The organism is Nonomuraea sp. MG754425 (genome assembly GCF_021699195.1).
Taxonomy (GTDB): Bacteria; Actinomycetota; Actinomycetes; order Streptosporangiales; family Streptosporangiaceae; genus Nonomuraea.
The window spans coordinates 1-13987 of the sequence record NZ_SSXE01000239.1; the positions used below are offsets into that span (position 1 = coordinate 1).

At 69.9% G+C, this 13987-nt stretch carries 14 protein-coding genes, 4 tRNA genes and 1 pseudogene; 7 read left to right on the forward strand and 12 right to left on the reverse strand.

From position 1 onward, the window contains the following. From FAF44_RS47065 to FAF44_RS47120, 12 genes are all read right to left on the reverse strand, one after another. On the reverse strand, positions 1-591 hold a 591-nt coding region (locus FAF44_RS47065), incomplete at its 3' end, for a riboflavin synthase (RefSeq protein WP_237109973.1). A 264-nt stretch (positions 592-855) separates the two neighbouring features. Then, positions 856-1635 (reverse strand): phosphotransferase, encoded by a 780-nt coding sequence (locus FAF44_RS47070; RefSeq protein ID WP_237109974.1) that lies wholly within the window; start codon positions 1633-1635, stop codon positions 856-858. A gap of 2 nt (positions 1636-1637) precedes the next feature. After that, positions 1638-2084: a hypothetical protein gene (locus FAF44_RS47075; protein WP_237109975.1), complete on the reverse strand. Its 447-nt coding sequence runs from the start codon at positions 2082-2084 to the stop codon at positions 1638-1640. Positions 2085-2195: 111 nt separating this feature from the next. Beyond that, positions 2196-3053, reverse strand: a complete 858-nt coding sequence (locus FAF44_RS47080) for a helix-turn-helix transcriptional regulator (RefSeq protein ID WP_237109976.1) — start codon at positions 3051-3053, stop codon at positions 2196-2198. A gap of 14 nt (positions 3054-3067) precedes the next feature. Continuing rightward, on the reverse strand, positions 3068-3586 hold the full coding sequence (locus FAF44_RS47085) for a DUF6879 family protein (protein ID WP_237109977.1): 519 nt from the start codon (positions 3584-3586) through the stop codon (positions 3068-3070). Beyond that, positions 3555-3830 carry a hypothetical protein gene (locus FAF44_RS47090; protein WP_237109978.1) on the reverse strand — a complete coding sequence of 92 codons (276 nt, stop codon included), beginning with the start codon at positions 3828-3830 and terminating at the stop codon, positions 3555-3557. The genes FAF44_RS47085 and FAF44_RS47090 overlap by 32 nt, the downstream gene beginning before the upstream one ends. Before the next feature lie 225 nt (positions 3831-4055). After that, positions 4056-4130, reverse strand: a tRNA-Val gene (locus FAF44_RS47095). Positions 4131-4150: 20 nt separating this feature from the next. Further along, positions 4151-4222, reverse strand: a tRNA-Gly gene (locus FAF44_RS47100). Positions 4223-4271: 49 nt separating this feature from the next. Next, positions 4272-4342 (reverse strand) — tRNA-Cys (locus FAF44_RS47105). A gap of 15 nt (positions 4343-4357) precedes the next feature. Next, a tRNA-Gly gene (locus tag FAF44_RS47110) sits at positions 4358-4429 on the reverse strand. A 92-nt stretch (positions 4430-4521) separates the two neighbouring features. Then, positions 4522-6666 (reverse strand): N-acetylmuramoyl-L-alanine amidase, encoded by a 2145-nt coding sequence (locus FAF44_RS47115; protein WP_237109979.1) that lies wholly within the window; start codon positions 6664-6666, stop codon positions 4522-4524. A 65-nt stretch (positions 6667-6731) separates the two neighbouring features. After that, positions 6732-7013: a hypothetical protein gene (locus tag FAF44_RS47120; RefSeq protein ID WP_237109986.1), complete on the reverse strand. Its 282-nt coding sequence runs from the start codon at positions 7011-7013 to the stop codon at positions 6732-6734. Between the two features lie 14 nt (positions 7014-7027). Here FAF44_RS47120 and FAF44_RS55420 point away from each other — a divergent pair. The 7 genes and pseudogenes from FAF44_RS55420 to FAF44_RS47155 form a co-directional block, all read left to right on the forward strand. Continuing rightward, positions 7028-7474: pseudogene (locus FAF44_RS55420) on the forward strand (ABC transporter ATP-binding protein); the annotation flags it as partial. Positions 7475-7748: 274 nt separating this feature from the next. Next, complete coding sequence (locus tag FAF44_RS47130) at positions 7749-8552, forward strand: ABC transporter permease (RefSeq protein ID WP_237109980.1); 804 nt, start codon at positions 7749-7751, stop codon at positions 8550-8552. Positions 8553-8643: 91 nt separating this feature from the next. Beyond that, positions 8644-8919 carry a hypothetical protein gene (locus FAF44_RS47135; RefSeq protein WP_237109981.1) on the forward strand — a complete coding sequence of 92 codons (276 nt, stop codon included), beginning with the start codon at positions 8644-8646 and terminating at the stop codon, positions 8917-8919. A 12-nt stretch (positions 8920-8931) separates the two neighbouring features. Continuing rightward, entirely contained in the window at positions 8932-10752 is a 1821-nt protein-coding gene (gene glmS / locus FAF44_RS47140) for a glutamine--fructose-6-phosphate transaminase (isomerizing) (protein ID WP_237109982.1), read from the forward strand. Between the two features lie 69 nt (positions 10753-10821). After that, complete coding sequence (locus tag FAF44_RS47145) at positions 10822-11598, forward strand: SAM-dependent methyltransferase (protein ID WP_237109983.1); 777 nt, start codon at positions 10822-10824, stop codon at positions 11596-11598. Positions 11599-11695: 97 nt separating this feature from the next. After that, on the forward strand, positions 11696-12745 hold the full coding sequence (locus tag FAF44_RS47150; RefSeq protein WP_237109984.1) for a tripartite tricarboxylate transporter substrate binding protein: 1050 nt from the start codon (positions 11696-11698) through the stop codon (positions 12743-12745). Between the two features lie 168 nt (positions 12746-12913). Beyond that, on the forward strand, positions 12914-13987 hold a 1074-nt coding region (locus FAF44_RS47155; protein WP_237109985.1), incomplete at its 3' end, for a mechanosensitive ion channel family protein.

Sequence of the window (13987 nt, forward strand, 5' to 3'; positions counted from 1 at the left end):
CGCCACGTCGGCCGCCGCCGCGGCGGGCCGCGCCGCCACCAGCCGTCCGACCAGGTCGGACTCCAGGTTGACCCGCTGGCCGACGCTCAGCGAGCCCAGTGTCGTGCCGGCCATCGTGGCCGGGATCAGCACCACCGAGAACCGATCGCGGACGACCTCCGCCACCGTCAGGCTCACCCCGTCGACGGCGATCGACCCCTTGGCGACCACCCGCGCGACGAACCGGGCGGGCGGCCTGATCCACACCCGCAGCCCGGCGCCCTGCTCCTCGACCCCGACGACCTTGCCGACCGCGTCCACGTGCCCCTGCACGAGGTGCCCGTCGAGCCGGTCACCCACGGCCAGCGGCACCTCGACGTTGACCTCCTGACCGGCGCCGATCTCGTCGAACGTCGTGCGCCGCCGCGTCTCGGCCGTCACCGTCGCGGCCACCGCGCCGTCGTCGATCTCCTCGACGGTGACGCGTACCCCCGCCACCGCCAGCGATCCGCCGGCCCGCACCTCCGCCACGCTCTTGGGCGCCCGTACGACGATCCGCTCGTCCTCGGCGGACTCGACCCGCCCGATCTCCTGAACGCATCCGCTGAACATGAGCCATCCCTTTCTCCGAAACGAGCACACGGCCACGTCCGTCAGGGGCCTGGGACGGCCCGAGAGATGGCGGGGTATCACCGCGCGGCCCCGGAATCACACCGGGTCGTTCCGCCCGCAGGGCGAAACCGGCGGGCTGTCACCGCCGCACCTGGAATTACACCGACACCAGCGTAACTCCGCCACCCCCACAACCGAACCCCAGCCGGCCAGTAGGGGTCACGCCATGCGGTCCCCCCGCGACGGCCGACGCCGGAGAAGTGGTCAGTCCTTGGCCAGTCGCCTGTGCACGGACCACTGGTGCGCCATGCCGGCCGCACGGACCTTCCAGTCCAGGGGATCGAGGTCGGCCGCCCGACGCCAGGATCGGTGGTTGGCGATCACGAATTCGTCCAGCGCCGTGCCGTCCTGCCAGGTTGCCAGCCCTCGTCCCCAGTCCTCCGCGCCCTCGACGGAGTGACCGGCGGCCATCAGCCGGAAGGCCAGCATGGCAGGCTCCACCCATGCCGCCCCCTTGCACGCCCAAGCCCAGTCCACCAGGACGGCTCGATCCCCCGAGACCAGGACGTTCGCAGGGTGCAGGTCCGTGTGCAGGAGATGGTTTCCGGACATGGCCGGCAGACCGTTGTAGTGCCGTTCCACTCTCTTCGACACGTGCTCCGGCAGGGGAACCTGCCCCAACTGTGTGACCGCGTGGGCAAGCAACGGCAGGTCGGGCGAGCCGGGACGGTAGTCCGCGTGCCGACCCTCCACATGCTCGAAGCCGAGCATCACCCAGCCCGCCGCGTCGATACGCCACAGCAGGCGGGGAGCGATGCCCGGCACGAAGGCCACTGTCGCCGCCTCGTGCGCCAGAGAGGCGGCGAACAGTGGTTGACCCGCGCCCTTGACGAACACCGGACCGGAGGCAGTCTCCAGGGTCGCGGCGTAGTCCGACCGAACCCCTTTGGCCGACCGCGAACCGGTCACCCTGCCTGTGTGCTTCCGCACAGCCCGCACAAGGCCAAGCGGAAGATCGTCCCAGTCGATGTCCGCCGCGGGCATCCTCACTTCCCGTCGTCCTCGTCTCCGTCGTCGTCGTCACTGTCATGGCACGGGTGGTTGCAGGTGTTCATGCAGGTGGGAGTGCGCTGCCAGAGGTCGCGATCGACCCGGTAGCCGGTGCGCTCCAGCGCCCGCAGGGTACGGGCGAGGGCGTTCCCGGAACGGATGTCCTCGTTCGTGATCGGTAGATGGTGGATGAACCGACCGGCCACCCGCTCGCAGAACTCCGTGTACGCCTTGGTGTGCAGGATGAAGGCGTGCCATCCGGGGTCCGTGGCGTTCGACGGGGCGAGCTTGGCACCGGGGTTCTGGCCACAGGCCACCAGGAACACCAAGGTCTGCTCGACGATGCGCTCCGCGAGCGTGAGGTCGATGCCTTCGTCCTTGCCCACCCGCGCTGCGAGCTTCCCGAAAAGGTCGGACGAGATGAGGGTGCGGGGATTCTTCATGTGTCGCCTTCCGTCACGGCCGACCCCGTGGGAGATCCGGGGGCTCTGCCGGGGCTGCCTGCCTGTCCCGGCGGCCTGGCAATGACCGTAGGAGCCTGGCCAGAGCTGGGGCTATGCGATTTCCCGAGATTGCAGCAACCGGCGTGCGGCCGCCACCTCCGCGCGTGCGGCCTCGCCGTAGACGGCTTGGGACTGCAACAGCATGAAGATCCGTAGATACGTCGCTATCTCGCTGGGACGCTTGGTGCGATAGCCCCCGGTCCAATGCTCGCTGCGAACCAGCGACTCGTCATAGACGTAGAACCCTTCTCCCGGCCAGATGGTCCGGAGCCGGCCGAGCGGGATGATGCCCAGCGCCACATTCGCGAACCTGGCCGCGTGATCGATGTAGTCGAACTGCTCCAGCATTACCGCGACGCTGCCACGCTGGGCATAGAGCGCCCCGGCCTCGATGACGAACGAGAACCCGCACATGCCTGACTCGAGAATGCGCAAGCGGTTCAGCCGTCCCTCGACGGCTTGGTCTATGTCGTCGGTCAGGTCGTGAAATCGGGACACGTCTTCGATCACGGCCCGGGTGTACCCCGGTGTCTGCAGGAACCCGGGAACGGTTTGCGGCTCGTAGGCACGTATCAGCCTGGTCCGTTCGTAGAGCGGCTTGACACGTTCGCTCTGCTGCTTGAGCCCGGCACGCATCGCTTGCCGGTGCTCCTCCCACATCTCATCGATCTGCCGGTGTGCGGCTATCAGTTCGGGGAGTTGGTCTTCTGCACCGCACGCATGGCACCAGACACGTATGTCGTCTTCTGTGGGATTCTGCCGTCCCAGCTCGATCCGGGAAATCTTGGAGCCGCGCATCCCGGATCGAGCCGAGAGCTGACGGCCGTTGAGCTCGGCGACCAGGCGCAGGCCGCGTAGCCTCTGCCCGAACGCCTGACGGGCGCTTCGGAGTTGGTCTTGTTCGGACAAGGGCGGAACCGCTGTCAGGCGGGCCGGTAGTCGCCATGCGAGATGGCCAGGTCCCACAGCGTGGCGAACGCGTCAGCGCAGCGCTTCAGAATGGCGGGGTCCCGGTAGAGCTGAATCTCGGCTCGCCGGTCCGTTCCATCGAAGACGTTGAACACGACCGCCCCACCGTCGAGCAGCCAGAAGTCGTTGCCCGGCAGGCTCAACGTCGAGGTCAGCCGTCGCGGCACCCAGCGCAGGTCCTCCCCGGCCTCGACCTTGAGGCCATTCGTCGCCTCGAAACACCACCGCTGATAGGCCGAAAGAGGCTCCGACACCACGCACACGCGGCGGTACGTCTTTCCTTCTGCGATTCCAGTCCTGACCCGGTCACACCACGGTTTGAGGATGCGAGGGACTTCCTCTCGGTCACCCGCCTGCCAGTTGGCGAACAGATCCGCGTCTATGCCGTAGTTGTCGCGCATCTCGACGTGAAGTGCTTCCCGGCTGATGCCATTGACCAGATCAGCCCGTTCCTTCGGAGAGATCAACTCCATAGCGCTCCCTCACGTACATGCGGACGAACCTGTTCATGGTGCGTTCGGAGAGTTCCCCGAACGTCTCGTCTTCCCCGAGGCCGATGAGTTGCGCCCCTACGCTGGGACCGCGTTTTTTGAGCTGTACGAGCCAGGACCCGCGATCTGTCCGGTAGAACGTCTCGCACTCGTTGTCCTGATTGGAGTTGGGGTCCTTGCAGTAGAAGGTTAGAGAGAGGTCGTCTGCATCGCCGTAGGATTGCACGAGATTCGCCCTCCTGGTCAACGCCGTGAGCCCCAAGAGTCACGCGACGGACGCGCAGCGTCAAGGTGCTGCTGCTCGCGAGCTGCCCTGACCTTCTGCCGTAACGGGACAGGTCATCACCAAGCCGGCGCTGAGAACGGCCCAAAGCAGCCTCGGGCAACAAGAAACCCCACCCCTTGGCAGGGCTGCCATGAGGTGGGGTGGGGAACTCCTGGTCGGAGTTTGTGGTGGACGATACTGGGATTGAACCAGTGACCTCTTCCGTGTCAGGGAAGCGCTCTCCCGCTGAGCTAATCGTCCGATATTGAGTTAGCACTCAGAGCGGAAGACGGGATTCGAACCCGCGACCCTCACCTTGGCAAGGTGATGCTCTACCACTGAGCCACTTCCGCATGGCATTGCACTTACTTTAGCGGATCCTGGAGGGTCCGCCGGTCACCGAGGTGGAGACGGGATTTGAACCCGTGTAGACGGCTTTGCAGGCCGCTGCCTCGCCTCTCGGCCACTCCACCAGGAGTCTCGCTCCGAGCGGAAGACGGGATTCGAACCCGCGACCCTCACCTTGGCAAGGTGATGCTCTACCACTGAGCCACTTCCGCGTGAAACCCGGTTGTGCAAGCCGGGCCACGGGAAAACCATATCGTCTCCGGGGAGTGCCCGTGCGCACTGCGCGGCCCCGTCAGGGTGAAATTCAGCCGATCAACCGCACATCCTTGGCCATCACGAACATCACCCGGTGTCCGAGCTGGATCTGGTGATACCGGGTCTTGCCCGTCGTGGTGACGTGCTTGGACGGCGAGAAGGCATTGGCGGCGTAGTAGGAGCCCGTGACGGTGTCACCCACCGTGTACGTCTGCCCCGGCGGGATCTTGTACTTGAGCGGGACCAGCGGCTGGTACGCGGCGCTCCGGTAGGCCGACTTCTCCGGGTAGGCCCGCCCGTACACCTTCACCGCGCCCGACAGCGGCGTCACCATCGGGCCCTTGGCCGGGACGGCGGTCGGGTTCGCGGCCGGGTTGTGGAACCACGCCTTCTGCCCCAGGTACCAGATGGCCGTCCAGTCCCCCTGCCGTTCCGCGACGGCGTAGCGCTGGCCGGTCGAGGCGCGGGCGCTGTGGTCGTACACGCTGCGGGTGCTCGGCTTGCCCGGGTGTTTGCCCAGGTCGGTGACCAGGGGAGCGGTCTCGCTCGGCGACTTGTGCAGCCAGACGGACGCCGCCCCGCGCGCGGGGCACGAGTGGCCGGGCTTGGTGGTCACGCAGCCGGTGAAGCGCGCGTCGTTGGCCGCGTACGAGGGCCGGATGATGACGGAGTCGCCGCCCTTGGCCGCCTTGAGCGGCTTGTTCATGAGCTCGAAGTAGTGCGCCCAGTCCCAGTACGGGCCGGGGTCCTCGTGCATGCCGGCGACCGTCTGCGGGGTCGTGCCCGGCACGTTGTCGTGGCCGAGGACGTGCGCCCGGTTGAGCGGGATGTCGTACTGCCCGGCCAGGTACTTGACCAGCCGGGCCGACGCCCGGTACATCGCCTCCGTGTACCAGGCGCCTCCCTTGGCCAGGTAGCCCTCGTGCTCGATGCCGATCGAGCGGGTGTTGACGTCCCAGTTGCCCGCGTGCCAGGCGATGTCGTTCGTGCGCACGTGCTGGGCGACATGTCCGTCCCTGGAGCGGATCGTGTAGTGCCAGCTCACGTACTTCGGGTTGCGGATCATGCTGGGGATGCCCTGGTAGCCGCCCTCCGTGTCATGGATGACGATGTAGTCGACGGCGCGCTTGCGGGCCAGGCGGTCGTGGTTGCCGTAGTCGCGGTTCGGCTTCTTGCCGAAGCGTTCGAAGGCGGCGGGCATCCATTCGCAGGCGAGGGAGGAGGGGCACTCCGTCTGCCCCGAGGTCTGTTTCGCCGACTGTTCCTTCGCCTCGGTGTCCCACCAGGACTCGTCCTCCGCGCCGACGGTTTCATCCGAGGTGTCGCGGTTCGGGCCGGTGCCGGCGCGGTCGGTGTCGTGCTGCTCGTTCGAGACGGGTGGCGCGTCGCCGTCGGTCTCCAGTTCGGGCGCTGCCGGACGGGCGTCCGGGTCGGCCTGCGTGACGGCCTCGGCCCGCTCGCCGTCCGGTCGCCCGGCGGCCCGTAGGGGCAGGTCGGGGACGGGGGTGAGGCGCACGAACTGTCCGTCGTCGGTACGGCGCTGCGCCCCCTCCCGCATCACCGAGAACACCTCGTCGGCGAACGCCCGGGAGGCCGCCGGGTCGTCCGTGCCCGCGTACCGGGCGACGGCGGCGTGCCAGTCGGCCGGGTCGGCGCTGGGACGGGCCTGGTAGGAGGCCAGCAGGGCGGCGCCGGCGCGGATGTTCGCCGCCGGGTCCGTCCGCAGGCGTCCGGGCTGCACGCCGATGAGCCGTCCGGCCTCGGGCAACGTCGTACGGGGTGGCGTCGCCGACATGCGCAGCGCCGCGCGGGCGATGGCCTCGGTGCGCGTACGGGGCATCGGGCGGGCGTCGTCCCCGCGCGGGTCGCCGTGCGCGTCCCCGATCGCGGTTCCGGCGGACTTTCCCACGGAGGCACCACCGGGGAGTGCGTCCACCAGGTGCATCGGGCCGTAACCGCCCGCCGTGCTCGGCCGCCCGCCGTTCGCGTCCCACCGTGACTCCAGGTACGCCACCGCGAGCAGCACGCTCTCCGGCACCCCGTGCTCGCGCGCCGCCGACGCGAAGTCGGCCTGCCGCCCCGGAGCGGCCGGGGCGGAGAGTGCCCGTCCGCCGGGAACGCCGGCGGCGGGCAGGGGGCCGGCGGATGCGGTGAGAACACCGGCGGCCAGGACGGCGGCAGGCCAGAGCTGCATGAACATCTCCCCAGGAACGTCACGATGTGACTACTCAACGTAACTGTTCCCATGAAAGGGATGTGTCAGACGGGTCGGATGATACGCATGAGATCAGCCAGATCAGCGGCGAACTCGGCATCCCAGTCATCGACCCTCAGATGCCCCGCCAACCGCCGGTGTGCGGCGGCGTCCTCGTCGCCACGCCGCGCCCGCACCTCGTTCGACGCGCCGGAGAAACGCCCGTTCACCTCGGAGATCGCGAACCCGAGCACGAACGTGCTCACCAGCCGCTCCACCCGGGGGACCTCCGCCTCCGGCACCCCCGCCTCGATCAGCGCCTGGTAGATCGAGTCGACCACCCGCACGCCGTCGGACGTCCGGCGGCCAGCAGCGCCGCGTGCAGGCCGCCACCGCGCTCCTGCCGGACCCCGACGTGCTGCTCCTCGACGAGCCCACGGCGGGCGCCGACCCCGAGACGCGCGCCGCGCTGCCGGCCGCCGTCCGGAGGCGGGCGGACGGCGGGGCGGCCGTCGTCTACTGCACCCACTACCTGCCGGAGCTGACCGAACTGGCCGCCACCGTCGCCGTGGCCGCGAACGGGCGGGTGATCGCCCGGGGATCCGCCGCCGAACTGCTCAAGGACCTGCCGGGCGAGGTGCGGGTGACCGTGGACGGCGGCGCGGAGATCACCGTCGCCACCACCGACCCGACCGCGACCCTGACCGCCCTGCTACGCGATCTCGACCGGCCGGTACGCGACATCGACATTCGCCAGCCGTCCCTGGACGACCTGTACCGGGAGTTGTCCCATGACCGCGCCACCTGAACCCGGCCGCCACCCCGAACCCGGCGGTCGGCCCGAACCCGGCAGTCGGCCCGAGCCCCGCCCGCACTCCGAACCTGGTGCTCGGCCCGAACCGGGCCGTTGCCCCGAGCCCGGCCGTCAGCCCGAGCCTCGCCCTCATCCCCAGCCCGGCCGCCACTCCGAGCCCGGCGGTCGGTCCGAAGCGGGCCGTTGCGCCGGGCCCGAGCCTCGCCCCGGGGCCGGCGCGCGTCCCGGGTCCGGTCCGCGCTCCGGTCGTGAGGGCGGGGCGTTCTCGTTGCGGCGGGTCGTCGTGCTGGCCGGGCACAACGTGCTGCTGCGGCGGCGCGACCCCGCCCACTTCGTCAGCTACCTGATCATGCCCATGGTCCTCATGCTGATCTTCAAGGGCATGCTCGGCGACCCCGCGCAGGTCGTGACGGGCCTGCTGGTGATGTTCTCGGTGTTGTCGATGGCCGACGTCGCCACCGCGACCCTCACCGAACGCTCCTGGCACACCTGGGACCGTCTGCGCGCCACCAGGGCCAGGCTCTCCGAGATCATGATCGGCAAGGCCCTGCCCGTCTTCGCCGTGCTGCTCGTCCAGCAGGCCGTGCTGCTGGTCTACGGGGTGCTGGCGGTCGGCATGCGTCCGGCGGGTGTGATCTGGCCGCTCGCGCTGGCCGTGACGGTGTGGAGTTTCGCCCTGCTCTGCGCGGGCACGGCGATCGCCGGAGTCGTGCGCGGCCAGGGCGAGCTCAGCACCCTGTGCAACATCGTCGCGCTGTCGGTCAGCGCCCTGGGCGGGGCGCTGGTCCCGTACGCGCTGATGCCGGAGTGGGCGCGGGCCGTCGCGCCGATCTCGCCCGGCTACTGGGCGACGACCATGCTCCAGGCGGCGGTCAGGGGCGACATCCCGGGCACGCTCGGGCCGGCGGCGCTGCTCACGGGCCTGGTCTCGCCGCGGGGGCGTTCGCCTGCCGGCGTCTGGGCAGGGGCTGGGGCCGCACTTCCGCCCTCTGATCGGGAGCCTTTCCGGCTCGTACGCGCACCCCGTTTCGGGGGCGTGGAATGCCTGCGGAACCGCCCGGAAGCCCGCTGATTGCCGCATGTTCGTCCGTTGGAAGCATTTCCTGCCCGATATCGGGCAGGATGTTGGCGTGTCTCGCTCCAGGGCCGTAGTGTCCTCGTCTGTGTCCACGGCACAGCATCCGTACGAAGATCTCATCGCGCACCTCACGAGGACGAGCCCGCTCGGCCCTGGGGAGGCCGCCCGCGTCGTGGCCGACGTGCTGGCCTATTTCTCGGAGTCCGCCGAGGAGTACGTCCGCCGCCGCCACGGCGAGCTGAAGTCCAGGGGCTTCACCAACGACGAGATCTTCCCCCGGATCGCCGCCGAGTTACGGAGTCGCCGCGTGGCGGCTCCCGAGCTGTCTCTGAGGCAGCTACGCCGGATCGTTTACGGATAAGAGGAGACCTCGATGTGCGGAATCGTGGCCTATGTGGGCCCCAAGGACGCCGCGCCCATCCTGTTGGAGGGCCTGCAGCGGCTGGAGTACCGGGGCTACGACTCGGCCGGGGTCGTGGTGTCCAACAAAGGACTGAAGGTACGCAAGGTCAAGGGCCGGGTGGCGGACCTGGCCAAGGTGGTGCCGGCCAGGTTCAAGGGCGGCCTCGGCATCGGGCACACCCGATGGGCCACGCACGGCGTGCCGAGTGACGTCAACGCGCACCCGCACCTGTCGGGCGACGAGCGCATCGCGGTGGTGCACAACGGCATCATCGAGAACGCCGCCGAGTTGCGCGCCAAGCTGGAGGCCGACGGCGTGGTGTTCGTCTCCGAGACCGACACCGAGGTCCTCGCCCATCTGATCGCCCACGCGGTCGACGAGAACGACTCGCTGGAGGAGGCCGTCAGGAAGACGCTGAAGAGCGTCGTGGGCACGTACGGCATCGCCGTGATCGACTCCGAGCGTCCCGGCGAGGTCGTCGTGGCGCGCAACGGCAGCCCGATCGTGCTGGGCATCGGCGAGAAGGAGATGTTCGCCGCCTCCGACGTGGCGGCGCTGGTCCGCTACACGCGCCAGGTCGTGCACCTGGAGGACGGCGAGCTGGCCGTGCTCAAGGCCGACGGCTTCCACACCTTCGCCAGCGACGCCCGCGAGACGGCCAAGGAGCCGCTGACCGTCGACTGGGACGCCGGCCACTACGACACCGGCGGCTACGAGCACTACCTGCTCAAGGAGATCTCCGAGCAGCCCGAGACGATCACCCGCACGATGAGCGGCCGGCTCGACGAGCGCTTCCACGTGGCCCACCTCGGCGGCCTCAACATGGACGCCCGCGAGACCCGCTCGTTCCGCCGGGTGAAGATCATCGGCTGCGGTTCCGCGTACTACTCGGGGCAGATCGGCGCGCAGCTCATCGAGGAGCTGGCGCGCATCCCGTCCGACGCCGAACCGGCCAGCGAGTTCCGCTACCGCAACCCCGTCGTGGACCCCGACACCCTCTACGTCGCGATCAGCCAGTCGGGCGAGACCTACGACACCCTGGCCGCCGTGCAGGAGCTCAAGCGCAAGGGCGGCCGGGTGATCGGCATCGTCAACGCGGTCGGCAGCGCCATCGCCCGCGAGGTGGACGGCGGCATCTACCTGCACGCGGGCCCCGAGGTCTCGGTCGCCTCCACCAAGGCGTTCACCTCGACGTCGATGGCGTTCGCGCTGCTCGCGCTGCACCTGGGCCGGGTGCGCGACCTGTCGCCCGCCGACGGGCGGCGCGTCGTGGAGGGCCTGCGCCGGCTGCCCGGCCAGGTCGAGCAGATCCTGCAGCAGGGCGACAAGATCGCCGAGCTGGCCAAGAAGTACGCGCCGCACCCGAGCATGATGTTCGTCGGCCGGGTGCGCGGTTACCCGGTGGCCCGCGAGGGCGCGCAGAAGCTCAAGGAGATCTCCTACGTGCACGCGGAGGCGTACCCGGCCAGCGAGCTCAAGCACGGGCCGCTCGCGCTGATCGGCCCCGACATGCCGACGGTCGCGATCGTGCCCGACGACGAGCTGCTCGACAAGAACCTCACCACGCTCGGCGAGATCCGCGCCCGGGGCGGCCAGGTGCTCATGGTCGGCCATCGCGAGCCGGGCCCCAAGCTGGCCGACGACGTGATCGTGATCCCCAGGAACGAGATCGAGCTCGACCCGATCCTGCTGACGATCCCGTTGCAGCTCCTGGCGTACCACGCGGCGGTGGCGCTGGGCCGCGACGTGGACAAGCCGCGCAATCTCGCCAAGAGCGTTACGGTCGAATAACCGGCTTAAATTCAGCCACAATCTCCTCAGGGTAGTGTTATCCGGCTGGATACCACCTAAATTCAAAGTGTGCGGCAGTTCGACCACCAGATGCCTCATCCCGCACGCATGTACGACTACATGCTCGGCGGGAAGGACAACTTCGCGGTCGACCGTCAGGCCATCGACCAGCTCGCAGAGCTGATCCCGGAGGCGGTCCCGCTGGCCCGCGCGAACCGGGCCTTCCTTCAGCGTGCCGTACGTTACGTCGCCCGCGCCGGGGTGGACCAGTTCCTCGATCTCGGCAGCGGGCTGCCCACCCAGGGCAGCGCGCACGAGGTGGCCCCGGAGGCCAGGGTCGTCTACGTCGATCATGACCCGGTCGTCGCCGCGCACGCCGCGGGCCTGCTCCGGCACGCGCCGAGCCGGGCCCGGGTCGTCCAGGCCGATCTGCTCCAGCCCGAGGACGTGCTGGCCAGGGCCGGTGAGTTCCTCGACCTGGACCGGCCGATCGCGGTGCTGCTGGTCTCGATCCTGCACTTCCTGCCCGACTCGGCGGACCCGGAGCGGGCGGTGGCCGTGCTGCGCGAGCGGCTGGCGCCGGGCGGCTTCCTGGTGGTCTCGCACGTCACGACGATGGCCCGGCTGGAGGACGACGAGCGGGACGGCCGTCCGCGCCGGGGCCGGTCCTCCGGGGGCGGGACCGACCGGACCCCGGCGCGGATCCGCGCGTTCTTCGGCGGCTGGCCGCTGGAGCCACCGGGGCTGGTGCAGGCCACCGACTGGCGTCCGGACCGGCCCAAGCTGGTGGGGGACTGGTCGTTGCCGGCGTCCCTCATGGCCGGAGTTGCGAAGAAAGTCCATTAAGTCGGAAAATCACGAAAAATCGCGAATAATGGCGATTTTGGGTGGCGAACGCCACCCCGGTGTGCAGCGGGCTGTAATGGGTTAATAACCTGGAGTAATGGGGGGTTCGGGGGAGAAGCGCATGGGCCGGCGGCGGCTCCTGGCCTGCGGGCTCGGGGTCGCCGCCGGCATGGCCGCCGGCGTGGCCGGGTGCGGCACGGAGCGGGCGGGCGGCGTGCTGCGTACCGGATTCCTGATCCACGCGAGCGGGCATCGGTGGGATCGGGCCGGGAAGGCGTTCGCCGACGCGGCCCGAACCATGGGGTTCACGCCGGACGGACGCCAGGTGGCCGAGGCGGAGGTGCCGGCCGGCGCTCGCCCGACGGCCACCCACGGCCCGTCGCCGGGGGCGGACGCCCCCGTGATCACCGTGACCGGCCTGGCCGCGCTCGCCGCCGCCGAACTGAACAAGGGCCGCAGCCTGGTCGAGACCGCCACCCCGCTGGCCAGGCTCAGCGGTCAGGTCGAGGTCGTGGTCGTGTCCGACCGCTCGCCCCTGAAAGCCTTCGACGACCTCGGCGCCGGCCTCCTCGCCGCCCCGGGGCGGACCCCGCTGGCGGGCGGCCCGCAGGGCGAGCCCGACCACCTGCTGTTCGGCCTGATCGCCAGGGCGCTCGGCGCGGACGGCCGGCAGGTCGACTACACCGGCTACTCCAGCAGCGGCGGGGCCGCGTCCGCGCTGCTGGCCGGCAAGGCGGTCGCCGTCGCGGGACCGCTGACCGAGTGGCGCTCGGCCATCGGCCGCGGCCAGGTCAGGGCGCTCGCGGTCTCCTCGGCCCAGCGCGTGCCCGACCTGGACGTGCCGACGCTGCTGGAGTGCGGCGTGCGGGTGGACTTCGCCGACTGGACGGCCGCGTTCGGGCCCGAGAAGATGTCGGACGCCGATCGCGACGCGGCCGTGCGCATGTGCGGGCAGGTGACCGGGTCCAGCGTGTGGGAGGCGGCCTGCCGGGCGGCCGGCTGGCTGCCGATCCCGCTCCTGGGCGACGACTTCGCCCGCTGGCTCAGAACCGAGGTGGCCCGCACCCGCGCCGTGCTGCGGGACCTCGGCCTGCTCGACTCCACCAAGGCCACGACGTGCTGGGGAAGCTGCGGCAACGGCCACTGAACGGACATGACGCGCGCTGATCGGGGGCGGCCGGAGGATTGCCCATGTTTCCGGAGTCACCGGGCGTGCGGGAGCCGATCGTATGAGTCAAGGGGCGGCTCGCGGCGTATCAAGGGGCGGTTGCGGGAAATGTGATCGTTGGCGAGACGTTCAACGACTTTGGGGGCAATGAGCGTGCAGGTTCCGGCGCTGTGGCCGATTCTCGTCGTCTCGGTGATCGGGGCGATCCTGATCGTGTGGGTGGCCCGGCGGGTCCTCAACAAGGCGGGCCGGAAATGGGCGCTCGCCCGGCATCTGGTGGAGCACTGCACGTGGCCGGCGTACTCGGTGGGCATCGTGGTGGCGGTCAACCTGGTGTTCGGGCCGGACATGTTCGGCACCTCGCCGGAGCAGCGCGGCGCGGCCGGCTCGGTCGAGCAGGTGCTCGGCCTGGTCACCATCGCCGCGGTCACCTGGCTGATCGTGCAGGCCACGTACGCGCTGACGGACGGCATCCTCGACCGGCTGGTGCTGGTCGAGGGGGAGCACAACCGGCGGGCGCGGCGGATCATGACGCAGATCGGGCTGGTCCGCCGGGTCGCCGCGGCGATCGTCATCGTGGTCGCGGTCGGCGCGATGCTCTTCTCCTTCCCGCAGGTCCGCGCGCTCGGAGCCGGTCTGCTCGCCTCGGCCGGCATCGCCGGGGCCATCGTCGGCATCGCCGCCCAGCCCACCATCGGCAACATGCTCGCCGGGCTGCAACTCGCCTTCAGCGACGCGCTGCGGCTGGACGACGTGGTCGTGGTCGAGAAGGAGTGGGGCCGCATCGAGGAGCTCACGCTCACGTACGTGGTGCTGCGCCTGTGGGACGAGCGCCGGCTCGTGCTGCCCGTGTCGTACTTCACCCAGAACCCGTTCGAGAACTGGACCCGTCACGGCAGCCGGGTGCTCGCCGTGGTGTTCCTGCGCGTGGACTGGTCGGTCCCGGTGCCGAAGCTACGCGAGGCGCTGTACGGGTTCCTCCAGGGCAGTCCGCTGTGGGACCAGAAGGACTGGACGCTCCAGGTCACCGACGTGCTGCCGAACGGCCTGGTGGAACTGCGCGCCCTGATGAGCGCCGCCGACGCCCCGTCCTCCTGGGATCTCAAGTGCGACGTGCGCGAGTTCCTGGTCGAGTTCGTCCGGGAGAACTACCCGGGCTCGCTGCCCCGCTTCCGCGTCGAGACCCCGGAGAGCCGGGCCGGGGCGGGCGGACAGGGGGCG